13 protein-coding genes are annotated in these 25,851 nt (G+C 43.9%); all 13 read right to left on the minus strand.

Annotated features, from left to right (window positions below; translation table 11 throughout):
* Positions 1–83: 83 nt before the first annotated feature.
* The 13 genes from OU683_RS10245 to xylE all read right to left on the minus strand — a co-directional run bounded on the left by OU683_RS10245 (position 84) and on the right by xylE (position 25,825).
* On the minus strand, positions 84–1,532 hold the full coding sequence (locus OU683_RS10245; RefSeq protein ID WP_268137868.1) for a cellulase family glycosylhydrolase: 1,449 nt from the start codon (positions 1,530–1,532) through the stop codon (positions 84–86).
* Between the two features lie 18 nt (positions 1,533–1,550).
* Positions 1,551–3,062 (minus strand): alpha-L-fucosidase, encoded by a 1,512-nt coding sequence (locus OU683_RS10250; protein WP_268137871.1) that lies wholly within the window; start codon positions 3,060–3,062, stop codon positions 1,551–1,553.
* Between the two features lie 92 nt (positions 3,063–3,154).
* Complete coding sequence (locus OU683_RS10255) at positions 3,155–5,407, minus strand: glycoside hydrolase family 3 C-terminal domain-containing protein (protein ID WP_268137874.1); 2,253 nt, start codon at positions 5,405–5,407, stop codon at positions 3,155–3,157.
* 7 nt (positions 5,408–5,414) lie between these two features.
* Entirely contained in the window at positions 5,415–7,580 is a 2,166-nt protein-coding gene (locus OU683_RS10260; protein ID WP_268137876.1) for a glycoside hydrolase family 3 C-terminal domain-containing protein, read from the minus strand.
* A gap of 25 nt (positions 7,581–7,605) precedes the next feature.
* A complete protein-coding gene (locus OU683_RS10265) occupies positions 7,606–9,621 on the minus strand; it encodes a glycoside hydrolase family 97 protein (RefSeq protein WP_268137878.1) in 2,016 nt (671 codons plus the stop codon).
* Positions 9,622–9,674: 53 nt separating this feature from the next.
* Positions 9,675–12,074: a glycoside hydrolase family 31 protein gene (locus OU683_RS10270; protein ID WP_268137880.1), complete on the minus strand. Its 2,400-nt coding sequence runs from the start codon at positions 12,072–12,074 to the stop codon at positions 9,675–9,677.
* A gap of 32 nt (positions 12,075–12,106) precedes the next feature.
* The gene (gene galB / locus OU683_RS10275) at positions 12,107–14,575 is read right to left on the minus strand and encodes a beta-galactosidase GalB (protein WP_268137883.1); all 2,469 of its coding nucleotides are present in this window, start codon (positions 14,573–14,575) and stop codon (positions 12,107–12,109) included.
* Between the two features lie 145 nt (positions 14,576–14,720).
* A complete protein-coding gene (locus OU683_RS10280; RefSeq protein ID WP_268137885.1) occupies positions 14,721–16,583 on the minus strand; it encodes a hypothetical protein in 1,863 nt (620 codons plus the stop codon).
* A 24-nt stretch (positions 16,584–16,607) separates the two neighbouring features.
* A complete protein-coding gene (locus OU683_RS10285; RefSeq protein ID WP_268137887.1) occupies positions 16,608–18,197 on the minus strand; it encodes a RagB/SusD family nutrient uptake outer membrane protein in 1,590 nt (529 codons plus the stop codon).
* 11 nt (positions 18,198–18,208) lie between these two features.
* A complete protein-coding gene (locus tag OU683_RS10290; RefSeq protein WP_268137889.1) occupies positions 18,209–21,331 on the minus strand; it encodes a SusC/RagA family TonB-linked outer membrane protein in 3,123 nt (1,040 codons plus the stop codon).
* A 40-nt stretch (positions 21,332–21,371) separates the two neighbouring features.
* Positions 21,372–22,691, minus strand: a complete 1,320-nt coding sequence (gene xylA, locus OU683_RS10295; protein ID WP_268137891.1) for a xylose isomerase — start codon at positions 22,689–22,691, stop codon at positions 21,372–21,374.
* A 5-nt stretch (positions 22,692–22,696) separates the two neighbouring features.
* Complete coding sequence (locus tag OU683_RS10300; protein WP_268137893.1) at positions 22,697–24,187, minus strand: xylulokinase; 1,491 nt, start codon at positions 24,185–24,187, stop codon at positions 22,697–22,699.
* 9 nt (positions 24,188–24,196) lie between these two features.
* Positions 24,197–25,825, minus strand: a complete 1,629-nt coding sequence (gene xylE, locus OU683_RS10305) for a D-xylose transporter XylE (protein ID WP_268137895.1) — start codon at positions 25,823–25,825, stop codon at positions 24,197–24,199.
* Positions 25,826–25,851 lie beyond the last annotated feature (26 nt).

The following is a 25,851-nucleotide window of genomic DNA, read 5'->3' on the forward strand; positions in this document are numbered from 1 at the left end:
AGACTAAAATAAAAAAATGAAAAGCCATATTCTTCCCCACAGGAGGAGAATAAGCTTTTCAAAAAAACATAACTAACTAACAACTATTCTTCTGTGTCCATAATAGCATTCAGCAAACCGGGATAAAGAGTTTCTCCGGTATTCCTATCAAAAAGGGCAAATCCGAGATCGTTTACATCCCCATTGTCCCAGTATATTGGTACCAGCCCATGTTCGAGGGCAGCTCTGGTTACATATTCTAAATAATACTCACGATAGGCTTCATGTCCCTCAACTCCTTCTCTTTTGATAGCACCATATTCCCCAAGAATGACACCTATCCCTTTATCAATAAAGTTAGTTTTCATTTTCTGAAACTGGTTATCGACATAAGACTCATTTGCCCAGTCCTCAGATTCAGATGCATCATCTCCCCATTGATAAACATTAGAGTTTTCATTCAGTGTAAAATTATAGGGATCATAATAATGTACCTCCATGAACAGTCGATTATCTACCACATCTTCAGGAATGACGGCATAATTTACGGTGTGATTAATATTAGTATTGAATCCCTGAACGACCAGGTGCCTGTAATGATTCCTTCCCCCGGTTTCCCGTACGGTGTTTATGAACGTCTGGTTAAAGCTGTTTTGAACAGTGTAATATTCTTCCGTAGGGGTGCCATAATCGCCTTCCACCATGACTTCATTGGTACCGGCAAAGAGTAATTTGTCTTCGTAATCTCTAAACCGAATTGCAATTTGCTGCCACATGGCGTCAAGGCGTGCGTTAACGTATTCCTGCTCATCGTATGTCGGTTGCATCCAACCGCCATCCCAGTGAATGTTTATAATGGCATACATATCGTTATCCAGAACATAATTAACCACTTCTTCTACGCGATTCATCCAGGTTTCTCTTATCGTGAAATTTTCTGCATCTGAAAATTTACTCCAGGCGACGGGAATCCTTACCGCATTAAAACCGGCAGCTTTAACTGAATCAATAAGGCTTTCAGTTACAACAGGGTTTCCCCATGCAGTTTCTCCCCCAATGGCTTCAAGAGAGTTCCCAAGGTTCCAGCCAATTCCCATTTGATCTGAAAGCTGAACGCTACCCATATCTCTCATTCCTGAATTATCTGGCGGAATAGAAGCTTTCACCTGCTCATCCGGTTCCTCCCCTGCTTCCTGCGTAACCTGAACCTCATCTGTTAAGTCTCCATTGTCTGCACTGATGGTTAAAGTGGCAGACCTGCTTTCAAGTAATTCATTTGGCTGCGCAGTAACCTGGATGTTCATGGTTCCTTCCGAAGCAGGTTCAGAAAAACTAAGCCAGTTTGGTGCACCGGTTATGGTCCAGCCGGTGTTGCTGGTGATCTGCATTCCTTTTGTTCCTCCTGTAGCATTAAAAGCCATGGTTGCAGGAGTAACATTCAGGGATGGGTCTACAATAACAGGATCGTTATCGTCCTCCTGCGAACAGGAAGTAAATCCCGCTACCAACATAAGTAACAGGAGGGTCAACGAAGTAAATTTTATCTTTAGCATGATTGAAATAATTGGTTGTTATTTTCCTTTTGAAATTTTCACCACAAATGCCTTTTCATTTATTGTTTCTGAAGGAGTGGTAATGTGCAGTCCCTGCTCATCCAGCTTGTAAGCTATTTCCCCGGCTCCCAGCACCGAAACCGATCTTATATTTGGAACTTTTCCCCCCAACACTTCCTTAGAAAAAGATTGTAGTGTTACTTTTTTATGGTTCCCGGGCCAGCCCAGGAATATGGCATAGATAGTATCCCCTTTTTGAGTGTAGCGTACATCTTGTGCAGTGTAGCTCAGTTTATCCAGAAACATCCCTGATCTTTCCTGCTTGGTGGGTCCTTCACCATATACCTCCCAGGTGCGGGTGCCGTAGATAGCTTCCCCGTTAATGTCCAGCCATTGTCCTATTTCCAGTAGAATCTCCTGTTGGTTCTGCGGAATGATTCCATTGGCTTTGGGCGAAACGTTTAACATTAAGGCTCCGTTCTTGCTTACAATATCGGCCAAGAGATCAATGATCTCATTAGAAGTTTTCAGGCCAAGGTCATTCGTATAGCTCCAGCTGCCTACAGAAACGGTTTCATCGGTAAGCCAGAATTCTTCAGTCTTGTCTTTCATTCTTCCTTTCTCAAGATCTTCCAGACTCACGGATTTCGGCAGTTCTCCTTCTTTATGAGTAATCACTACCTGCTTGTCATTAGCTTCCGCGTGATTAAAATAGTAGGCTACAAATTGCCTTTTTAAGGAGTCTGGTAATTTATTTAGTTTACTGTCAAAGTAAATTAGATCCGGGCTATAGTTATCAATGACTTCTTTTAATTCCCCCAGCCAATTGCTGTAAAACTGTTCCTTTGGAATGTTCCCGTACATGATGGACAGCAAAGAATCTTCGGAAGCAGTTGGCAACTCAGGATTATAGGGAAAATAAGAGGTGTCGTCCAGCCATTTTGTAGAATCCTGCTGTGCAATCTGAAGGTTTCGTGCTTTATGGAAAGTAGCGACAAATTTCATATCCCTTTCCTTAAGTGCATTTTCAAGAGCTCCTAAAATGTCCTTTTTGGGACCCATGTCTACGGAGTTCCACGGATTGATCTCGCTGTCCCAGTTGGACCAGCCATCGTGATGAATGGCTACAATACCGCCGAACTTAGCACCGGCCTTTTTCCAAAGTTCTGCCCAGGAATCGGCATCAAATTCTTCAGCTTTGAACATGGGCACGTAATCGTGATACCCAAATTCTGAATGAGGGCCGTAGGTTTCCACGTGATGCTTATATTCGTTGGTCCCTTCTATGTGCATGTTCCGCGGATACCAGTCGTTGGCATAAGCCGGAACCGAAAGAACGCCCCAATGCGCATAGATCCCGAACTTGGCATCCTTAAACCATTCCGCAGTCTCATCGTACTTCGCGAGCGAATCCCAGTCTGCAGTATATTTCTCTTGCTGTGGCTCCACAGCGCTATCCTTCTGATTATTTTCTCCACAAGCCGACAACAGTAGCAGAGAAAGAATTATGGTAAATCTTAAGTATTGCATAATTTCTTATTTCTTCCTGAAATTTTCCGTCAAAGCTTCAGGAAAGGGGTTCCAAAAATGCCATTTTTGGAACCCCTTTCCTGAAGCCTTTTTTATTTCACCTGAACAACTACTTCCTCCAGAATATTCCGGGAAGAATTACCCAGCTTGAGGGTATAAGTGCCGGGTTCTACAGTCCATTGCCCGTTATTCATATCATAGTAAGCCAGGTCCTTCACCGGAACATCAATAGTCACCGTTTTTGTTTCGCCTTTAGTTATGTTTGCTTTGTGGAAACCTTTAAGCTCCTGCGCCGCCCGCTCTACTTTGGAATCTGATTTTGAAACATAAAGCTGCACCACTTCTTTTCCGTCAAAGTCTCCGGTGTTCTTCACATCTACAGAAACCTGAATAGTTTCATCTCCTGCATAAGCTTCCTTTTTGTCCACTTTTGCATTGGAAAAATCAAAATTGGTATAAGAAAGTCCGTAACCAAAAGGATACAAAGGCTCCACATTTTTGGTGTCAAACCAGCGGTAACCCACTAAAATTCCTTCATCGTAGGTGGCAACCTCGTCTCCGGGGAAGCTGTTGTTGGCATGTGCAGGGGAATCCTTTAGGTCTTTAGGCATGGTCCAGGGAAGTTTTCCGGAAGGGTTTACTGTACCAAGAAGTACATCTGCCAGGGCATTACCGCCTTCAGAACCATTGAACCAGCTCCATACAAGTGTTGAAGTTTGTTGTTCGATATTTTCAATGTCAAAAGGAGCACCGGCAATCATCACAACTATAGTATTAGGATTGGCCTCCATTACCTTCTCGATCAATTCTTCCTGTCCAAAAGGCAGATCAAGACTGGCTCTATCTGAAGCTTCTGTCTCATAATCACGGTTAGATCCCGCAAAGATGATGGCAAGATCAGAATTTTTCGCAGCATTAACGGCCTCTTCGAGCAGTTTCGGATCCAGCTCATCCATGGTTACAGGTCCATCGAGAGTAATGTCACCAAACTTTGCTTTTTCGGTTTTGGAATAGCGCTCCAGGTAACCCGGGGCATGGTTTATTTTCACCGATTCTGGCAATCTGTTTTGAAGTCCTTCAAGCGGAGTCACCTCTCGGGTTGTCTTTACCCCGGCACCAAAACCTCCCAGTGCATTTTTCTTTGTTGCGTTATCCCCTATTACCGCAATACTCTTAATGCCGTCCAGCTTTAAAGGCAGCATGTTTTTGTCATTTTTGAGCAGCACCACAGATTCTGAAGCAATGTTATAAGCATCTTTAAAATGCTGTTCTGTTATTCTGGCGCCTTTTGCACGACCGGTAGTATCGATGCTCTTGATGTTATACATCAACCTTAACACCCGTCTTACATGTTTGTCAACTTCTTCTTCAGCAAGTTCTCCAGATTTTACAGCTGCAATAAGAGGATCGGCAAAGTAGAACTCATTAAAAGGACCGGGAGTTCCCATCTCTACATCGGCTCCGGCCTTTAAGGCTTTTACCGTGCTGTGGATAGCAGCCCAGTCTGAGATCACAATTCCCTTAAAGCCCCATTCATCGCGCAGTACATTCTGCAGCATGTATTCATTTTCATTGAGATAATCTCCGCGGAATTTATTGTAAGCGCCCATCACACTATAGGCATGAGCATCTTTGATCGCAGCTTCAAAGGCTGGTAGATAGATCTCTCTAAGCGTTCGTTCATCCATTTGAACATCTACGGTACCACGATTGGTTTCCTGGTTGTTCACAGCATAATGCTTGATACAGGCTGCTACATCATTTTCCTGAACCCCCACAATGTAAGGCACGGTGATCTGTTTATTTAGAAATGGATCTTCTGAAAAATATTCGTAGGTACGGCCTCCCAGCGGAGTCCTGATGATATTAAAGGCAGGAGCCAGCAAAACATCTTTATTACGCTCGCGGGCCTCGGCACCTATGACACTCCCAAAAGTATGCGCCAGTTCAGGACTCCAGGTAGCTGATAATCCGGCGCCTGCAGGAAGATAAGTAGCGAAATCATTGTCCCAACCGGCAGGTGCCCATGAGTCGCGTGAAATTTCTTCACGAACTCCCAAGGGTCCATCGGCCATTGTGAGCTCCGGAATTCCCAGTCGGGGTACACCCGAAGTCGCAAACATACTTGTGCCATGCAGCATTCCGGCTTTTTCTTCAAGCGTCATCTGAGAGATCAAATTTGTGATCTCCTCTTCGTATTCCATGCTGAGCGGTTCCCCTTCAAAAATGGCTTTTTCCTGAGACGTTCCTGCAACGGCAATATCTCCTCCTCCCGCATTGTCATTGCACGCCGTAAAGCTCAAAATGCTGAAAAGGCCTACTAAGGGTATAAATTTATTTTTCATGTGATTCTTATTTTTGAATAGGTAATTTTTTTGTTAGATAAATTTTATCGGAAGCGCCGCCCACCTGGATTTCAATGTTTCCATTTTCCAGTTCGAACTGCTGATTTTCCACGTTCCAGTATTTAAGATCTTCAGCTTTCAGCGGAAGGTCAACTGTTACGGTTTTCCCTGCCGGTACCGCCACCCGCCGGAATCCTTTTAATTCTTTTATGGGTCTTTCTACTGAAGAATTTAAATGCTTCACATAAAGCTGAACTACTTCTTCCCCGTCCATCTTCCCGGTGTTCCTGAGTTTCACTTTTACAGTGGCAGTCTCACCATCCTGGAAGCTGTTTTTATCCACCTCAAGGTTTTCATAGCTGAAGTTAGTATAGCTTAATCCGTGGCCAAAGGCGTAAAGGGGATCTCCCTCAAAATACATATAGGTTCTTCCATTCCTGATGTTGTAATCCATCAACGGCGGAAGATCTGTAATGCTTTTCACCCAGGTCTGCGTCAGTCTTCCTGCCGGGTTATAGTCTCCAAAAAGTACATCTGCGAGGCCGTTCCCCAATTCCTGACTGTTCTGCGTCATGTGCACAATCGCCGGCACGTTCTCCTCTGTCCAGTTAATGGCATAAGGAAAACTGCTGATGAGGACTGCCACAGTTTTTGGATTCGCCTGATGTACAACTTTTATGAGATCTTCATATTCCAGGCTTAGCGATTGACGATCAACAGACTCTTTGCCTTCACTCGGCACAGGACAATCTGCCCAGCCGGCGTCGCAAACAGGATGATTTCCTACCAGCACAATGGCAACATCTGCCTCTTTTGCGATACGGGCAGCCTTTCCATCTGCATTGTTTTCAGCAGTTAGAATTTCCACGTTTTCTCCAACTTTATTCCTGATGCCTTCAAGCGGAGTAACCCGATACGGCGGAGTACCACTGTACCAGTCGAGCAAAACTTCATCTGCTCTGTTTCCGATTATCGCGATAGTTTTGATCCTGTTTTTGTTTAGTGGCAAAAGACCCTCTTTTGGATCGTTTTTCAGCAGTACAATGGATTTTCGGGTGGCTTCAAGTGCCAGCTGTTTATGAGCTTCAGTGGTCCATGGATCTATAGTGTCTTTTCCGGTGCCAATTTTAGCGTACGGATTTCCTTCCGAAGGATCCAGCATGCCGAGTTTCAGCATGACACGATAATTCCCACGGAGAACCTCATCGATATCGGCTTCAGTTAAGTAGCCATTGGCAATTGCGCCGTAAACAGCTTCGGTATATTCATCCAGGAACTGATTGATCCCGGCTTTGATCACGGCAGCGGCCCCCAGATACTTGTCTTCGTAATATTTGTGGTCTGAAAGCAACAGCTTAAAAGCTCCTCCGTCTGTGCAAATGATCCCATTCTGTCCCCACTCATTTACTGTAATTTCCTTGAGCATAGGATGCACCGTTGCGGGGATGCCGTTCACTTTATTGTAAGCGGCCATGTACGCCCGGGAACCACCTTCTAAAATGCCCTTTTTGAAGGGTAAAGCATAATACTCTCTCCACAACCGCTCATCAAAATCTGAAGAAGTGTAGGTACGGCCGTCTTCATTGGAGTTCGCGAGGAAGTGCTTCATTAAAGAAGCCGTTTGCCAGTAATTGGAATCCTCTCCCTGAAGTCCTTTTACAAAAGCAACTGTGAGCTCCCCTGCCAAAAATGCGTCTTCACCGTAACTTTCTTCGGTGCGGCCCCAACGGGGATCTCGGGCGAGATCTGCATTTGGCGCCCGCACTACAAGTCCGCCATGGTTGTATTTCTGAAATGCATACCGGGTTTCCAAACCTTCAGCAGCCGCAACTTTTTGGATCAATTCCCTATCCCAGGTTTCCCCCAATCCGTAAGCCTGCGGAAATGTTGTGGTGACCTGCACTTCACGGTTTTTCCCTTCCCAGCCGGCAGGTCCGCCTAAAGCAAGTCCATGCAATCCTTCCACATGACCCGTCCCTTTTACTCCCAATCTTGGGACCGAAGGATTTGTACTCAGCGCACTTATTTTTTCATCGAGCGTCATGAGCGACAACAGGTTGTCTATTCGCTCTTCGTCATCCAGCTGCGGATTTTGAAACGGATACTCAAAAGCCTGCTGCGACCAAAGCGGAAGGGTCAGGGAAAACAGGATGTAAAACAGATACTTTTTCATGTTTTGCTATTTTCAGAAGCAGCGACTACAACTTCTTAAACCTTATCGCTGTGCCTCCACTTTCACCGAGATTCAGCATAAATTTGTCGGTCGCAGTTACTTCTTTTTTGCTTATTTCCAATTCCATTGGATTATTCTGATATCCGGTTCCTTCGGCATCGGCATAGATCTGAGCTTCATAATTTGCTCCTTCATCTAAAAATGAGAGGTCGATCTCCAGATCCCGGCTTTCTTCATTGGTTATGCTTCCAAGGTACCAGTCGTCGCTGTCAATATCTTTTCTCACTGTGGTAATATATTCTCCAATCTCTCCATTGAGAATCTTTGTATCCTCCCAGTTAACAGGAACATCAAGCAGGAACTGGAAAGCTGGTTTATCAACGTAATTCTCTGGCAGGTCGGCAAACATTTGGACAGGAGAGAAGACCGTTACCAAAAGTGCAAGTTGTTTGGCTGTGGTGGAATGTACATTCCTGCCGGGATAACCCTGACTGATCTCCACATCGAAAATTCCGGCAGTGAAATCCATAGGCCCCGACAAAAAACGGGTAAATGGAAGAATGGTGACGTGGTCCGGAGGGTTACCTTCACTCCATGCATTATATTCAATTCCACGCGCGCCTTCACGAGCCATCATATTAGGATAAGTTCGGCGTTCGCCTGTGTCCTTTATAGGTTCATGGAAATATACCGTAAGATTATATTCCGCTGCTTTTTTTAGAATGTCCCTAAAATAGTTGACACCAAACTGACCGTGATGCCACTCCTTCATGTTGAGTTTAGAACCAACGTGACCTATTTTCACACTTTTGACTCCTACTTTGTTGTAAAGAGCAAAAGCGCTGTCCACCTGTTTCAGGTAGTTGTCAATATTGGAACCGGTTTCATGGTAACCTACGATTCGCACCCCGTTTTCGGCAGCATAGTCGGTTACTTCCTGGAGATCAAAATCATCTGTGGAAGTGGTGAAATCGAACTCATGCATATGGCTCTCATACCATTGTGGAGTCCAGCCTTTATTCCAGCCTTCAATCAGCAAATTGTCTACTCCCAGTTGCTTTGCATAATCAATATGTTCTTTGGCATTTTTGGTGGATGCCCCATGATCTGGCCCTTCCCAAAAAGTGTATTTTCCAATGTGCATTCCCCACCAGATGCCAATGTACTTATAAGGCTCGATCCAGCTGGTATCTTCGATTTTATTTGGCTCGTTAAGGTTAAGGATCAGGTAAGAAGTGATGAGATCTTTAGGTTCTTCTCCAATTTGTAAAGTTCTCCAGGAAGTGGTAAAGGAATCTGTGGTGCGGACTTTCACTCCGTCAGCCCAGGGCACGAGATCAATTTTAAGTTCAGTGCCTTCCTGCGGAAATAATGTGTAGCTGGCAAAATCGGTAAGATTGGCCTCATGAAAACTCAGGGCAAGTCCGCTTTCACTTTCAATGGTGAGCGGCGTATGTACAGTATCCAGTGCGCTTACCGGAGAAGCTTCATACAGATTCTCATAACGTTGTTCATGGTACGCAGGGATCCACCAGGCTTTGCCATCATCTTTTAAATTGAAAGTGGTGAGTTCATCCATAATAAAGATGCTGTCCTTAATTCCCTGCTCCGGAAAAACATATCTGAAAGCGATCCCATCATCAAAAGCGCGGAACTGCACCTGCAGTTTTCTTTGCTTTCCGGATTTCTCCTGAAGGTTCACCAGCAACTCATTATAACGGTTCCTGATCTCTGCCTTTTCTCCCCAAACCTGTTCCCAGGTTTCATCTTTTGAAGTCTCTTCCACTCCGGTTATCTCAAAATTGTTTCCGAGGGTGTCGTTGTCTTTAAAGACAAAACCCATTTCTGAGGAGCTAATAATCTCATTGCCTCCATGGAAAACCGAATACCTCGGATTTTCATTTTCCAGTTCAAAAAAGATTGTGTTCTGTCCTCCCGGAGAACTTAGCTCGTAACTATTTTCCGGTTGATTACAGCCCACAAGAGCTAAAAAGATCGCCGGAATTATGCTTAATTTCTTTATCATGATATTCTTAATCATTGCCGCCAATTTGTGACTGAGACTCTCTACAGACAGCATTTTCAATTATTAATTTATTTCTTCCATTCAGTTTTAAAGGTAGTCTGACCCTTCAGCGGATTTTTCAGAACTTCAAAGGAATTTCCCTTTTTAGACACTCTGATAATTTCAGCTTTTTCCCCTTCAGGCAGATATACTTTTCCTGTTGCAGAACTGACATTGTCGCTGGCGAAAACCTTCAGCTGAATATTTTTCCAATCCATATCCTGGGTCGACTGTGCAAGTTTTATATGTGGGATCACTGCTCCGTCTTTTACCAAGGCGATAATAGGTACTTCACCAGCCTTGATGGTATGCCAGCCGCTCTCGTAAACTTTTCCTGATTGATAATCAACCCATTTTCCTGGAGGTAGATATACTTCCCGCTCAGTGGTTTCTTCAAAAAGTGGCCCCACCAGCATATCAGATCCAAATAAATACTGATCATCAATTAACCAGGATCCCGGATCATTAGGGAATTCAACGAAGAGCGCTCGCATCATTGGAAGCCCCTGTTCTGAACTCTCTTTTGCCTGAGCATAGATATAAGGCATTAATTCATACCGCATATTATCAGCTTTTCTAAAAGCTTTCAGGAAACTTTCATTGTAAAGCCATGGTTCTGTTGGTGGTTCGCCGTGACTTCTCACGTGCGAAGAAAGCATTCCGAAGGGAGTCCAGCGGCGATAAAGATCTTCGGGGGCGGCAGTTACAAATCCGCCAACATCATGACTCCAGAAGGTGAATCCGCTCAACCCAAGGGAAAGTCCGCCGCGTAAAGTAGCCGACATGGCAGTATTGGTCGTAGCCGCGTCGCCACCCCAATGTAACGGGTAACGCTGGCTACCGGCCCAGGTACTTCTTGCCCAAATAAGGGAATAACCTTTTTCTTTTTTAGTGAGTTCGGCCACGGCCTTGTTGTAACGCAACGGGTACAGGTTGTGTTCGTAGAAGCCAGTGCGACCGGAATGATATAATCCTGTTGCGGGTGCAGCTTCTCCAAAATCTACTTTAAAAACACCCACTCCCTGATCAAATAAGTGCCTCAGTTTCCCCTGATACCAGGTCACGGTTTCAGGATTGGAAAAATCGAGAACAGCATCTTCGTAAGGAATGTTGCCCTTACGATCTTTAACCGCAAGACCTTGTTCTACTATCTCGTCAAAAAGGGTATTTTCAGGAGTAAAATATGGCAGCTGCCAAAGCGATACATGGAAGCCATCTTCTTTCATGTCTTTCATCATGTCTACGGAATCTTCAAAACGATCGGCCGCAAATTCGTAGTTGTTCCTCCAGTCCACATCAAACCAACCGGTATCAAAATGTATCACGTCACTCGGGATCTTATACTTCCGAAGATTTGATGCAATTTCTCGGCCTTCTTTTTCCGAAAAATAGGTGATACGGCTCATCCAGAAACCGAAGGACCAGAGTGGCGGCATTTCAGATTTTCCGGTGAGGTCGGTGTATTCATCAAGAATGTCTTTTGGTTCGCCGAGGAAGAAGAAAAGATCGGCAACATCATCGCCCAGCATCATGTTATTGGCAGCATTGAAATATTTTCCGAAGTCAACAGTAATTGGCGAGGAAGTATGCATAAAAACTCCGTAGCCACGGTTGCTCATGTAGAACGGAATAGGCTTGTACATAGTTTCATTCTGAACCCCGTTCGCATCATCCACCCAGAGCACTACTTTTTGGCCGCGCTTGTTGAACTGCGTAAAAGATTCGCCAAGGCCGAAGATCTTTTCTCCCGGCTCAAGGCTCAACACGGCTGCCATACTACGGGAATAATCGCTGTTTCTTCGCACGTATGAGAAAGGCAGCACGGGAGTGTAAGTGTTAGTAACATCGCTGCTGTGAAGTGTACTGGTTAGTAATTTCCCGTTCCCGTCATATAGCTTTACATGCCAGGGTTTTGAAAGAATCTCTACTCTTCCATTCGGGTTCGAGTAGCTATGACCACCTTCGATCTTTGAATATTTCCAGAGTTCAGGGCGGTTTGGAGCAATACCATCAATAAGCATTAGCGACTCTTCCTGCTTGTGGAACTGTGGTCCCGAAGCCATCTTTATCCGTACAGTTCTATCAGAGACAAATTGTATTTCGAAAGGTAGTTCGGGAGAAACCTCATATTCGGTTGTAGGGAATTCATTGGCTTCAACGGGAACAGGCCGCATGAGCATGTTGTTGAAAGCCTGCCGCGTCTGATAATCGTTCCGTAAATATTTTACGGTACCTTTTCCGGTTTTTGGATCAAAATTCACCAGTTCATCGGCAAAATAAAAGGTGTTATTGTAATCGACAAAGTCTTTGCTTACATCTACCGGAGTGTTAAGGATATCAACTTCCTGAAGCTGTGCTTTGGCACCTGTACTTCCTGAAACTGCCAGGATAAGAGCAAGTCCCAGCTTTTGTAACCAGCCGTTTTTCATTGTTGTGGTATTATGGATTAGGGGAATCATTTCTATTCTAAATTTATTGTAGTGGTTGCTTTTTGAAGACCATCTGCAGTAGCGGTCACTTCTACCGGACCGGCTTCTTTTCCGGCACGAATGACCACCAGAACTTTCCCATTTAAAGCTGAATGTGAAGCTCCTTTAAAGGACTCGTGGCTGGTAGGATCGCCGCTGGCGACAGCTTCTATTTTTCCACCGCCTTTTACTTCAAAATGAACAAGGTTATTCGCCCGGGGTGCTAGGGTGCCTTTCTCATCTGTGATATTCACAGTTATAAATGAAAGGTCCTGCCCATCGGCTTTGATCGTACTTCTATCCGGCTGCAGAGTCAGTTTTGCAGGTTCTCCGGCGGTTTTCACTTCTCTCTCAAGAACTACCTGTCCGTCCTTCCTGGAAACCGCCTTTAAAATGCCTTTTTTGAAAGGGAAGCGCCACATCACATGCAGGTCATCTCCCTCTTTTCGTTTGGTGCCCATAGATTCTCCGTTCAGGAAAAGTTCGACCTCATCGGCATTGTTGTAATATGCCCAAACATCAACGATCTGTCCTTCCTCCCAATTCCAGTGTGGCAAAAGATGCAGAACAGGTTCGTCTGTCCATTCACTTTTGTACATGTAGTAAGTATCCTTGGGAAATCCTGCGAGATCAACAATTCCGAAGTAAGAACTTCTGGAAGGCCAGGTATAGGGAGTAGGTTCTCCGAGATAATCGAAGCCTGTCCAGATGTAGAATCCGGAAAGGAAATCATGTTTTTTAATGATCTTCCAGGTCGCTTCATGAGTGGATCCCCAGGGCGTCCTCACCTGATCGAAAGCTGATATTGTATTGTCCGGATTTCCTCCGTCAAAAGGAATATCCCAGCGCACCGGCCATATCTTTATAGTATCTGAAGGAAATTCGTAATGTCCTCTTGTAGCCAGAGCCGAAGTAGTTTCGGTGGCAATAAAAGGGGTATTCGGGAAGTTTATCTGGTGCTTTGGATAAGTCTGATGCGCATAATTGTACCCGATCAGATCCAAAGCTCCCGAACCGGCAAGGGCATTAGGTTGCTGTGGTTCATCAAACTGAAGAGTTACGTCCTGATCGCCCGTGTGGATAGGCGGATTCATTCCGGCGGTCACGGGACGGGTAGGATCTACTTCTTTGGTAATACGCGCCAGTTCCCTGCCTATTTCGGCACCTCTTTCGCTCCACTGCTCGGGCACCTCATTCCCAATGCTCCAGATAAAAACACTGGGATGATTGCGGTCCCGAAGGATCATATCTCTCATGTCCCGCTCATGCCATTCTTCCCAATAATTGCTGTAATCACTTTCAGTTTTGGCTCTTTCCCATATGTCAAAGGACTCATCCATCACGATAAATCCCATTTTGTCTGTTAGTTCCAGAAGTTCAGGAGCCGGCGGGTTGTGTGCGGTTCTAATTCCGTTGACGCCCATTTCCTTCATGATCTCCAGCTGTCGTTCAATGGCTCTTTTGTTGACGGCGGCACCTAAAGGCCCAAGATCGTGATGATTGTTCACACCTTTGATCTTCACCTGTTCGCCATTCAGAAGAAAGCCTTCTTCCAGATCAAACCTGAAATCCCTGATCCCAAACTGCGTGGTATATTGATCGACAATCTTCCCATCCACCTTAATTCTTGTCACGGCGGAATAAAGCTGCGGGTCATCTACAGACCAAAGATTAGGCTGCACAACCTTTATTTGCTGAGTAACTTCTGAAGTATCCTGCACCTGAATCTCAAATTCTGAAGCAGCTGAATTCACCTCCTGATCCTTGTAAAACAAGGAGGTCTCTAAAATGCCATTTTTGACACCGCTGTACTTGTTTACCAGTTTCACCTCAACCTGAACCAGGGCGCTATCCCTGCTCACCTCGGGTGTAGTAACAAAAGTTCCCCAAAGAGGTACGTGTAATTGATCTGTCTGTTCCAGCCACACATTCCTGTAAATCCCCGAACCTGAATACCAGCGGGAATTCGGCTGATCCGAATTATCAACCTTTACCAAAATTTCATTCGGCTCATTTCCGTAGTTGAGGTAAGGAGTAAGGTCATATTGGAAGCCAATGTAACCGTTAGGCCTGTTGCCGAGGTAATTCCCGTTGATCCAGACTTCACTGTTCTGGTAAATTCCGTCAAAAGTTACAGCTGTCAAATTTGTACTGTCACTTTCTTCAAGGGTAAAGTTTTTTTTGTACCAACCAAGTCCGCCGGGAAGTGCTCCACCGCCGACTCCTGCTGGATGTTCCGGACTAAACTCTCCTTCTATGCTCCAGTCGTGAGGAAGGTTAAGGGTTCTCCAATTGGCTTCAGAAGAACTCATTTTTAGAGAGTCCCCCAAAAAGAATTGCCAGTCTTCATTGAAAGAGATTTTTCTTTCGGGTTTAGAGGCTTCAGAATGATTATCACAGGAGTAAATGAAGTTCAGAAAAAGAACAACTAATGCAGGAAAAAAATATCTCTTTTTAGTCATGGAAATTCAGTTAACAAGTGGCCTTTTCAGAAAAAACAGACCGGAAAATTATATGCTGAAGCAAAAAGAAAGAAGTTTTAAGTGGTTAAAACTCCTTTCTTTTCTAAATTCAGCAATTCAAACAACAACTTACTTCAACTAATTATTAGTACATAAGGATTTCGTCAATGGTAGCAGTAACAGCATCCATGTCGGTAATATCTGTGGCTAAACCAATAACATCTACGACAAACACAAGTGCACCTTCGGCTGGGCTTGCTGCTTCAAAAGTCACGGTATAGGTCCCATCTCCATTGACCGTTATGAAATCACTGTCTCCCGATGGGGTCCAATCGGTATCAGCAAAATAGATCTTCGCGTTATGAGATCCTGTAGCGTCAATCCCACTTAAGGTAAAGGTCACTTCTATCCTGTCACTAAAAGCAACTTCGGACGGATTTAATCCCGGATCTTCTTTTGTAGCTCCAAAATCATTGAATAGTTCCAGGCGTAAATTACCGTTCTCTTCAATGTCTCCTATTATAAGCTTCGAGTTATCAAAATTTAAAGCGGTAGGCTCGGTATTTCCATCTCCGTCTCCATTACCATCTCCTTCTCCGCCATTGCTCCCCAGGACGTAGTGGAAAGCCAGCCATTCATCTTTAGCAGCGTCATAGCTTGTTCCAAACCAAATTCCTTTGGTCGCAAAGTCATCAAAGGCTTTGACTACTTTGAGGGTGTTGGTAGCAGGACTCATCCAGTGATCTTTTACCCCAAGCAGGCTCATTCCTTCTTTAAGGACTACTTCGTTAGTTTCTTCGTTGATGGTGAAGGTACCGGAAGTTTCAACTCCATTCTGGTATTTGGTGTACGTTTGCCCTCCCCATTGATCAAACCTGATCCAGGAGTTTTCGGCCATTGCATCCCAATCTGCATTCCATCCCCAATCCCTGGAGCCATCTGCATTTTCTGTCCAGCCAATTCCTCCAGTTATCCAGTCAACCGGATTTCCGGTAGCATCAAGCTCCCAGTATCTTCCGGAGGAAGGTCCGCCGGTTAACATTTGCAGTAATTCCCCAGGTGCGAACTCAGGATCAAAACCTTCATCTATAGTTGGTTCTTCTACTTCGGGCACATAGTTTTCCTTGTATTCTTCAGAAACAAAATTGTACACCAGCATTGCAGCACCATCACAATCATCACGACGAAGCACACCAAGTTGCATAGCATCTTCGGTAAGAGAGAATATTCTAATGTTCCCCCAATTATCTACACAGGCATCGTTGCTCTCGTTGTGTAGTATTTCAGCATCGTTTAGAGTAAGGGTGTAACTATTCTTATCGAGATAAAAAGTACCGCTTTGTTCCCCTAGTGCCGGTAACATGTTGTGGTCTACAGTTACATAAGGTCCGCCCTCAAGGCTAAAGGTCATAGAACCATAATCTCCTGCGGGCATTAGCCACTGGTTCCCTGCCCAGTCTGGTTGCCAGTTCCAGCAATCTCCACCTTCTTCGTAACAGCCATCATTACCACCTTCGAGCCATCCATTATCTGTTCCATAGAAATAAAGAGGGCCGTTGAAGTAGATAGATTCTCCATTTTCATTAAGGTCAAGATACCAGGTTTTAGATTCTCCGTTACCACCGGTGAGCTTCGTCCACAATGGATCGTTAACATAACTGATGTTATCCTCAGTAACCGATACCGTGACCGGCTCCAGATCTACAACCCCTCCGGGAGTGATCACATTAAGGTCAATGGTATATTCTCCCTGAAAGGCATAGCGAACAGTATCAACAGCCCTGGTAGATCTTCCTGTACCATAATTCCATACCGGTGTTGCACCGGGAGTATTGAATTTAAGGATCACTGTATTTCCTCCCGGATCTATATCATAATCCTGAATGATCTCATAATCTATTTGAGAAGGATCCAAAGTGTCTCCTAAACTATATTCATCTGGCTGACATGCGGTGAAGACCAGCGCCGAAACCAGTAGAAAACTTATAAATGCTTTTATTTTTTTCATAATACTTCAGTTTAAATCATTGGACTACCATCCTGGATTTTGCACCAGTACACCATCTGACAATGTTATTTGGTTATTCGGGATTTGCTGAAGACCTCTTGTGGTTTGAATATTGGAAGCCGATATGGTCTTTTGTGCTTCAACTCCCCCATTGAGTACCGTTGTACTTACAGCTATTTCTGCTGCAGCTTCACTTACACCTCGTCTAAGCAGGTCCCAGTATCTTAGTCCTTCAAGAGCAAATTCCAGTCTTCTTTCTTTTTGAAGACTTTCCTGGGTAAGTGTAAGAGATGTAAAATCATCCTGATATGCCCGCTCACGTACTTGATCAAAGTATGCCTGCGCATTAGAACTACCCAACTCGGCTGCCATCAAAAGAACATCGGCATAGCGAACTACGTAGAAGTCCTGGAATTGTCCAATCATAAAATCGGTTCCTCCCAACTCTACAGCAAGGCTTCCGCCATCTTCGGTAGCTAAGGGCGTGTACTTTTTACTGTAGTAGCCGGTATACTCTCTTTGGCTCTGGATCTTATCAAAAGAAATATCTTCCTCCTCAACAGCTATAATAGAAGCCTCTCTGCGGGTATCTGCAGGATTATAGGCATCATACAGTTCTTCTGTCACGGTAACTCCCCAGCCGTTAGCGTATGGATATTGAGTAAACTCCCTCATCCCAAGCATTACCATCCAGTGATTACCATCTGTGTTTCCATTATAATCGCTGGTAAAGGTGTGTTTTACCGAGAAGACTATCTCCTGGTTGTTCTCTCCTGCAAAATTATCAAGAGATGCAGCAGGCCAAAGTGTAGCATAATCTGCAACCAGTCCATGACCACTATTCTGTATCACATCTTCAAGGTGTTGTAAGGCTTCTGATTGGCTCACAAGTCCTACGAGGTCTGATGCACTGTAGTATCCGGTGTAATAAAGATACACTCTTGCCAGCATTGATTTTGCAGCCCATTTTGTAACTCTTCCGGGTTGTACGGTGTTGTAGGCAACTGCAGGAAGATTTTCTGCCGCAAAGGAAAGATCTTCTGCAATTACAGAATATACTTCTTCGGGTGTTGCCTGTGGCATATTCTCTGAACTGGCTTCGGTTAACAGAGGAATATTTTCCCACAATTTAACCATCTGAAAATATAGATAGGCCCTGATAAACCTGGTTTCAGATTCAACTTGATTTCGCTTTTCGGGATTTTCACTCCAATCAATCTGGTCCATCTTACTAAGAAGAACGTTGGCCCGATAAATACCCCTGTAATAAGCTACCCAAAGCGGCTCGTAAAGATTGGCATCTGTAGGAGAACGACTGATGTCGAATTCATCCACGGCCTGGAAAGTAAAAGTATCAGCATTTCCTGTTCCGCCGTACATATTATCTGAAAGGATCATGCTTGCAAGGGGGTAGCTCAAACCGCCAACTCCCCCAACTGCAGCCTGCATTCCATCATAAACCCCTACCAGAGCCGCATCTGCATCCTGCGGCGTCCTGTAAAAATTTTCATCTGTTACTTCTGTGATGAGTTCTGCATCAAGAAAATCTTTTGTGCAGGAAACTGTTGCCAGCATTCCTAATAACAAAAAGAAGGTTATTTTAAATCTTTTCATGCTGTTTTTTATTAAAATGTTACGTTTAGTCCTACTAATAAAGTTCTTGGTCTTGGATAGTAGCCCAGATCGACCCCTGATGAAAATGCAAAGGTGTCGTTTGATATTCCATATCCTACTTCGGGATCCATTCCATCGTACTTAGTGAAGGTGTAGAGATTTAAGGCCGATAAATAAAGTCTGAATTTTTCTACTTTGAATTCATCTGTAAGATTTGTAAGGTCATATCCAAGAGTTATATTGCTGATCCTGAGAAAATCCCCGTCCTGTACATAAAGATCTGAAAACTTAGAGTAGTTCCTGTTATCCAGGGTCACCCGTGGGATGCTGTTTGTTGAACCCGGACCTGTCCATCGTTCAAATACTGAGGTTGTGTAGTTAGCAAACTGGCTCGCCTGATTCCTGTAGGATTGAACAAGTTGATTCCCAGCCACCCCATTTGCAAGAAATGTGAAATCAAGACCTTTGTATTCGAAATTTACATTAAAACCATAGGTAAAGTCAGGGTTTGGATCTCCAATATTGACTTTATCCTGATCATTAATAATTCCGTCATTGTTCTGATCGATAAAAATGACATCTCCCGGACTTGCATTTGGCTGAATTAATCTGCCGTTTGCCACATAATTTCTCACTTCCTCTTCGGTTTGAAAAACCCCACCGGTTTCAAGTCCCCAGAAGTAGCCCAGCGGATACCCGCTCTGGGCACGGTAGAATTCAGGTGCGTTGTCAAATAATTGATTTGTTTCTCCATGAATTATTCCATCATCTGTTGGGATATTTCCAACTTCATTCTGGTTATATGCTCCGTTGACGCCCACGTTATAGTGAAAGTCCCCTATACTGTTGTTATAGGAAAGAGCAAGTTCGACACCTGTGTTGGTTACGTCACCTCCGTTAATAAAAGGTGCACCGGCACCGGCAGTAGCCAGGATAGGCGCCAAAATAAGCCAGTCTTTGGTAGTTTTCTCATAAAGGTCAAGAGTAACACTCAAAGTATTCTGAAGTAATCGGGCATCTAAACCAAAGTTTATTTGTTCAGAAGTTTCCCACTGCAGACCAGGATTTGCCAATCTGTTTGGATAAGCTCCCGGAGTAAGTACTCCTTCTTCATTTCCAAAAATGTAATTTGTATTGGCAAAAGTTACAGGAGCAAGGTATTGGAAGGCAGCCGAGTTTTGGTTACCTACCTGCCCCCAGCTGGCCCGGAATTTCAGGTAATTTAAAACTTCGGAATCAATAAGAAAATCTTCTGCCGAAGCTACCCAGCCTACAGAAACAGAGGGAAAATACCCCCACCTGTTACCTTCGGCAAAATTGGAGGAACCATCGGCCCTAAAAGTGGTATTCAATAAATATTTATCCTGGTAGTTGTAGTTCAACCTTCCGAAGTAAGACATTCTCATGTTCTCATTGTTTGGACCACCACCAAGTTCCATTTGGCTATCATCTGTATTTAACGCATTATCCAACCACGAATGTTCAAGATCATTGAATATTAGATCTACGTTACTGCCATTTATATAAGTACCCTGGTATTTAAATGCAGAGGTACCGCCCATTACTTCAAAAAGATGATCTTCGGCCAAAGCAAAATTGTAGGTCAATAGATTGTCGAACAATAAGGAATAGCCTTTACTCTGGTTTTGATAAACCCTATCCCTGTCTCTGAAAGCGTATACAGAAAGTTGATATTCAGGAAGGTAAGAATGTCCTTCGGAAGCGTAGTAGTCTAAACCAAGGCTGGTCCTGAATTTTAGATTATCAAGTAACTGCAGTTCTGCATAAACATTACCCAGTAACTTTTGAGTATTGTTTTCGTTTTGGTTATTGTATACCATGGAGGCGTAAGGGTTATTGTACCCAGCCAGCCATTCCTCATCATTATTGGAGGTATCATAGAAATTTCCATTTTCATCGAACATTGGAAGCAATGGCGGTGTTCCAAAAGCTCCACGTAACGTATTGTTGTACTGATTGCCAACTCCAATACCATTGCTGTTGATGTAGGCAAAGGTGAGGTTCTCCCCAAAAGTTAGGAATCCATCATATAGCTCATGCTCAGAATTGAACCTGAAGTTTACCCGCTCATAATTTGAAAAATCTTCCCCTCCAACGATTCCCTCTTCCTGAGTATAGGCAATTGAAGAAGAAAAAGTAGAGACATCGCTACCACCACTAAAGCCCAGGCTATAGTTCTGGGTAACGGCATCATCGACAAACATCTCATCAATCCAGTCAACCCCTTCCCCAAATCCTGAAATTTGCTCCGGACTGAAAATAGCTGATCTCCCGGAATTTAAAGCTGCCTCGTTGGTAATGATAGCATATTCAACAGAATTCAAAATATCTATAGGGTTTGCTACATTCTGCACTCCGTAATAAGAATCAAAAGTAATTCTGGAACTATTCTTTCTACCCCCGCGTGTTGTAACTAAAACTACCCCGTTTGAGGCCTGTGAACCATAGATGGCAGCTGAAGCCGCATCTTTAAGAATAGAGATAGATTCAATATCGGCGTTGTTAAGGTAAGAAATATCGCCGGTTAGCACCCCGTCCACCACGTACAGAGGAGAATTGTTTCCGGTAGATCCCATCCCTCTAATAACAACGTCAAGACCGGAACCCGGTTGACCGGAAGTAGAAGTTATTTGCACCCCGGGTGTCTGACCCTGCATTGCCTGCAAGGCACTTGTAGTACTTCTATTTTGAAGATCCTCCCCGTCAACCTGTACGCTGGCACCAGTTACCAGTGCTTTTCTCTGGGTACCGTAGCCAATTACAACGATCTCATCAAGTTCTGATGTCGCTATCTGGAGAATAACATCGATCTCTGAAAGGTTGTTAACAGGAATTTCCTGGGATTGAAATCCCACGTAGCTAAAAACCAATGCTGCATTTGGTGCGACATCGATTTCGTAGTGACCATCAAAATCAGTAGTAGTTCCGGTGGTGGTGCCTTTTACCATCACATTCACTCCAGGAATGGGCAGCCCGTCCTCGGCCGATACTACGGTACCGGAGACGACAGTTTCCGCTTCCTGTGCGAAGCCTGTCTCACATAACGTAATGCTGAGCAGGAAGGCAAAAATGCCCAGGAGCCTGGAGGAATGAAAACTTAAAGTTCTTTTCATAATTTCAAGATTTATAGTTAATTGGAAAGCTTAGTATTTATTAATAGGCATTTGTAATTATTTGCTCAAATTGCTCCTGTTTACCACTTATTGGTAGAGGTTCTCCTGTTTCCAGGGCTATTTTGCTCAAATCCACCAGGCTCAGTTCTCCATTTTCAAACCTTTTGCCATTACCACCTGTAAAGGATTCATACCGTTTTTCCCTTAGGCTGTTGAAGTTTGTGCCTGTGAGAACTTGATCGGCACAGATCAAGGCTCGTGCAAAGACATCCATTCCTGTAATATGAGCAATAAACCTATCCTCCAGGTCAACAGAATTTCTTCTCACCTTGGCATCGAAATTTATTCCTCCTCCTTGTAAACCTCCTCCACGGAGTATCACCAGCATGGCTTCAATGAGTTCGTGAACATTTACCGGAAACTGGTCTGTATCCCAACCGTTTTGATAATCTCCCCTGTTAGCATCTATGCTCCCCAGCATCCCCGCATCAACTGCAGTTTGTAGTTCATGCTCAAATGTATGACCGGCAAGAGTAGCGTGATTCACCTCAATGTTGAGCTTAAAATCTTTTGAAAGACCATAGTTTTCAAGAAAACCTATAGAAGTGGCTGCATCAAAGTCGTATTGGTGTTTCATTGGCTCCATTGGTTTGGGCTCAATGAAAAAGTTTCCTTTAAAGCCATTTTTTCGAGCGTAATCCCTGCACATGCCTAAAAACTGAGCCAGATGCTCCTTTTCCTTTCGCATGTCTGTATTTAGAAGGCTCATATAACCTTCTCTCCCGCCCCAAAAGACGTAATTCTCCCCTCCTAATGCTATAGTTGCATCTAGCGCTATTTTGGCCTGTGCCCCGGCATAAGCTACCACATCAAAATTGGGATTGGTCGCTGCACCGTTCATATATCGCGGATTAGAAAAAAGGTTTGAGGTACCCCACAACAATTTGATGCCTGATTCCTTCTGCTTTTCCCTGGCGTATTCCACCATGATCTGTATACGTTTCTCAAAATCAGCAAGACTGGAAGCCTCATCTACAAGATCTACATCATGAAAGCAATAGTACGGCAGCCCCAGTTTTTCCATAAACTCAAAAGCTGCGTCCATTTTGTCCCGGGCCCTTCCTATAACTTCGTTATTTTTATCCCATGGAAAGCTGTCCGTTTCCGGCCCAAAGGGATCATTACCTTTGTTTACCATGGTATGCCAGTAAGCCATGGAAAAGCGCAGGTGTTCCTTTAGAGTTTTACCTGCCACTTCGCGATCTGCATCATACCACTTAAAGGCAAGAGGATTATCACTTTCCTTTCCTTCAAAAGGTATATTTGGAATGTCCTTAAAAAATTCTTTTGTTTGGCTCATCACTTCTATTCTATATTAATGTTCTTTTTCCAGTGTTCATAAATTTCTGAATACCTCCCGGTGAGCTCATGGTTGGGTTCTACACGTTCAAGGCATTTAAGCCCCTGCATTGCTTCCTGCAGGTCACCAAAAAAACCGTAGCCATAAGCTGCACCTCTTGCTGCTCCCTCGGCACCAGAACTATTGTATATCTCAAGGGTGGCCCCTGTGGTATTGGTGAAGATTTCTCTAAAAACCGGGCTGAGAAATAAATTAGCATTGCCGGCCCGTACTATTTTTCCCGAAGCTCCTGCTTCTTTCATTATTTCAGATCCATAATTCATTGCGAAGACAATTCCTTCACATGCCGAGCGTACCAAATGGCTTGCCTGATGAATATTGAAATTCAGGTTTTGGATCCCTGAGTTTGCTGCTTTGTTGTTGAAAATTCTTTCCACTCCATTTCCAAATGGATAAAACCTAAGGCCTTCACTTCCCACAGGTGCTTTTGCAGCTAAAGAATTGAGGAGCTCATAGGAAAGAAGTTCGTTGTGCCCTGTAGACATGATCTTTCTTAACCACTTGTAGAGTATTCCCGAGCCGTTAATGCAGAGCAGAACTCCATTGCGCTTTTTCTCCCTGCTGCTGTTAACGTGTAAAAAGGTATTTACCCGGTTTTGTTCATCGATAAGATCTTTCTCGGTCACCGCATATATAACTGCTGAAGTACCGGCAGTAGTTGCAATCTCCCCCGGCTCCAATACGTTTAGGGACAAAGCATTGTTAGGCTGATCTCCAGCCCTGTAGGTTATAACAGCTTCTGGGTTTAATCCCAGCTCCTGAGCTATTTCAGGGTGAACCCTTGCCTGTTTCCCGAAGTTTGGAACGATTTCGGGAATTAACATTTTTGAGAGGTCCATAGCTTGAAGCACCTCTACCGCCAGTCTGTTTTTACCAAAATTCCAAAGAGCAGCTTCAGATAAACCGGAAGCAGTTGTTTGTGGGATCTTAGAAAATTTTGAAGCGATGTAATCTCCGGGAAGCATCATGTAAGCAGCTTTGGCAAAAACTTCGGGCTCGTTCTCCTGCACCCATTTAAGTTTAGAAGCCGTAAAATTTCCGGGACTACCAAGTATTTGGAGTCTACAGTTATTGGTCCCCATTTGGGAATATATTCTATCTCCTGTCTCTGCAGCACGGCTGTCACACCAAATTATTGAAGGTCTTACAGGATCGAGATCTTTATCTGTGAGAACAAGACCATGCATTTGGTAAGCTATCCCAATACCCCTTATTTTTTTGAGATCCAGTTTTTGTTTTGTGGTAAGGGCTCTAAGACCTTCTTTAATATGATTCCACCAGGAAACAGGATCCTGCTCAGCCCATCCAAACTGGGGAGCAGCAATTTCCATTTCAAAATCGGGCGCAGCTATCCCGGCAATCATAGCACCTTTGTTGGCATCAAGAACTGAAAGCTTTATAGAGGAACTACCTAAATCAATACCAAGGAAATACATAATTTACTTTTAAACCGTTACTTCTGCAGCTTCCTTCTTGGGCTGCTGCCATAAATCTTCCATTTCTTCAAGGGTTTTCCCTTTAGTCTCAGGCACGAATTTCCAAATGAAAACCGCGGACAAGACAGCCATTACACCATAGATCCAGTAGGCAAATCCATGGTTGAAGAGCTCGTTAAGCTCAGTACTGTTATTCATTAGCGGAAAGGTCCAAGACACCAATAAATTTGCTAGCCACTGCATGGCAACAGCAACTGCCATCACCCCCTTTATTTTATTTGGAAATATTTCAGAAAGCAATACCCATGTGACGGGTCCCCAAGACATGGCGAAGGCAGCTATATAAAGAAGCATAAGCAACAAAGCCGCAATTCCGGTAGTCTGCCAGTAAAGCACTGTTCCCAGTCCTATCATACTTACTGCCATCACGAGACTTCCTATAAGCATAAGTTTTTTTCTTCCGAAGCTATCTACAGTAAAAATAGCCAGGACCGTAAAAAGCATGTTTATGACCCCCACTATAATAGTCTGCAATAAAGAGGCGTCAGTTTCCATCCCCATTCCTCTAAAGATCTCGGGGGCGTAATAGAGCACGACATTTATACCCACAAACTGTTGAAACACTGAAAGAAGAAGACCAATTATTACAATACCCCAGCCATAGGTAAGCCAATGAGCTCTTTTTACATCAAAAGAAGTGCGGATGTCCCTTAAGATTGAAGAAGCTCTTTCCGGATCATTTAATCTGCTTAAAATCTTCATTGCTTTTTCATCCTTTCCTCTCATCACCTGGAATCTCGGTGTTTTTGGCACAAAAAGCAGAAAAATGAAAAAGAGAAAAGCAGGAATAACTTCAGACAAAAACATCCTTCTCCAGCCCACAGAATATATCCATTCGTCGGTCTGTCCCTGCACGATTGAATAATTGACAAAATAGACCACCAGCATACCTGTTACAATAGCAAACTGATTAAAAGAAACGAGTTTACCCCTAATATTTGCAGGGGCCATTTCGGCGATATATAAAGGAGCCAACATACTAGCCAAGCCTACCCCAATACCACCTATAATGCGATAAAATATAAATGATGTGAGCACATCCCGGCCAAAATAATTGAACATTTCGGGAAAGGCTGATCCGCCCGCAGATATTAGAAAAAGGATTGCAGATAACAAAAGACCATTTCTTCGCCCCAACTTATTGGCCACCTTATCTCCCATAGATGCCCCTATTATACAACCCACCAAAGCGCTGCTCACCATGAATCCTAAAATGGAATTTCTAAGATTTTCTGTCATCACCCCCGGAAGGTTTAAGAACTGAAAATAAAAAATCGCCCCTCCTACCACTACCATAAATAAAACGATTGCGTAAGCAGTACTGCGTTTGAAAAATTTGAGAATGAAAGAGCTAAACAGGATACCTACCGCCACTACGCAGAGACTAATGATAAGTTTGAACCCGGAGATCGCAGCACTCGCCATTATGGCGTCATCTTCAAGAGGTGCAACAAATTGATTTTCAAGAGCTCCAACTGCCCCAGAGATTACAGCGGTATCATATCCGAATAATAAACCACCTAAACTGGCCACAATGGTTATAAAAAAAACGAGTGAAGAATAATTTTTTGAAGCCATAGTAGTCAATTAAACCATAACTAATG

Origin of the sequence: Salinimicrobium sp. TH3 (assembly GCF_026676115.1) — a bacterium.
Classification (GTDB): domain Bacteria; phylum Bacteroidota; class Bacteroidia; order Flavobacteriales; family Flavobacteriaceae; genus Salinimicrobium.

Coding starts and splice junctions, on each gene's coding strand:
- OU683_RS10245 (WP_268137868.1), bottom strand. CDS start 1,532: ATGCTAAAGATAAAATTTACTTCGTTGACCCTCCTGTTACTTATGTTG.
- OU683_RS10250 (WP_268137871.1), bottom strand. CDS start 3,062: ATGCAATACTTAAGATTTACCATAATTCTTTCTCTGCTACTGTTGTCG.
- OU683_RS10255 (WP_268137874.1), bottom strand. CDS start 5,407: ATGAAAAATAAATTTATACCCTTAGTAGGCCTTTTCAGCATTTTGAGC.
- OU683_RS10260 (WP_268137876.1), bottom strand. CDS start 7,580: ATGAAAAAGTATCTGTTTTACATCCTGTTTTCCCTGACCCTTCCGCTT.
- OU683_RS10265 (WP_268137878.1), bottom strand. CDS start 9,621: ATGATTAAGAATATCATGATAAAGAAATTAAGCATAATTCCGGCGATC.
- OU683_RS10270 (WP_268137880.1), bottom strand. CDS start 12,074: ATGAAAAACGGCTGGTTACAAAAGCTGGGACTTGCTCTTATCCTGGCA.
- galB (WP_268137883.1), bottom strand. CDS start 14,575: ATGACTAAAAAGAGATATTTTTTTCCTGCATTAGTTGTTCTTTTTCTG.
- OU683_RS10280 (WP_268137885.1), bottom strand. CDS start 16,583: ATGAAAAAAATAAAAGCATTTATAAGTTTTCTACTGGTTTCGGCGCTG.
- OU683_RS10285 (WP_268137887.1), bottom strand. CDS start 18,197: ATGAAAAGATTTAAAATAACCTTCTTTTTGTTATTAGGAATGCTGGCA.
- OU683_RS10290 (WP_268137889.1), bottom strand. CDS start 21,331: ATGAAAAGAACTTTAAGTTTTCATTCCTCCAGGCTCCTGGGCATTTTT.
- xylA (WP_268137891.1), bottom strand. CDS start 22,691: ATGAGCCAAACAAAAGAATTTTTTAAGGACATTCCAAATATACCTTTT.
- OU683_RS10300 (WP_268137893.1), bottom strand. CDS start 24,187: ATGTATTTCCTTGGTATTGATTTAGGTAGTTCCTCTATAAAGCTTTCA.
- xylE (WP_268137895.1), bottom strand. CDS start 25,825: ATGGCTTCAAAAAATTATTCTTCACTCGTTTTTTTTATAACCATTGTG.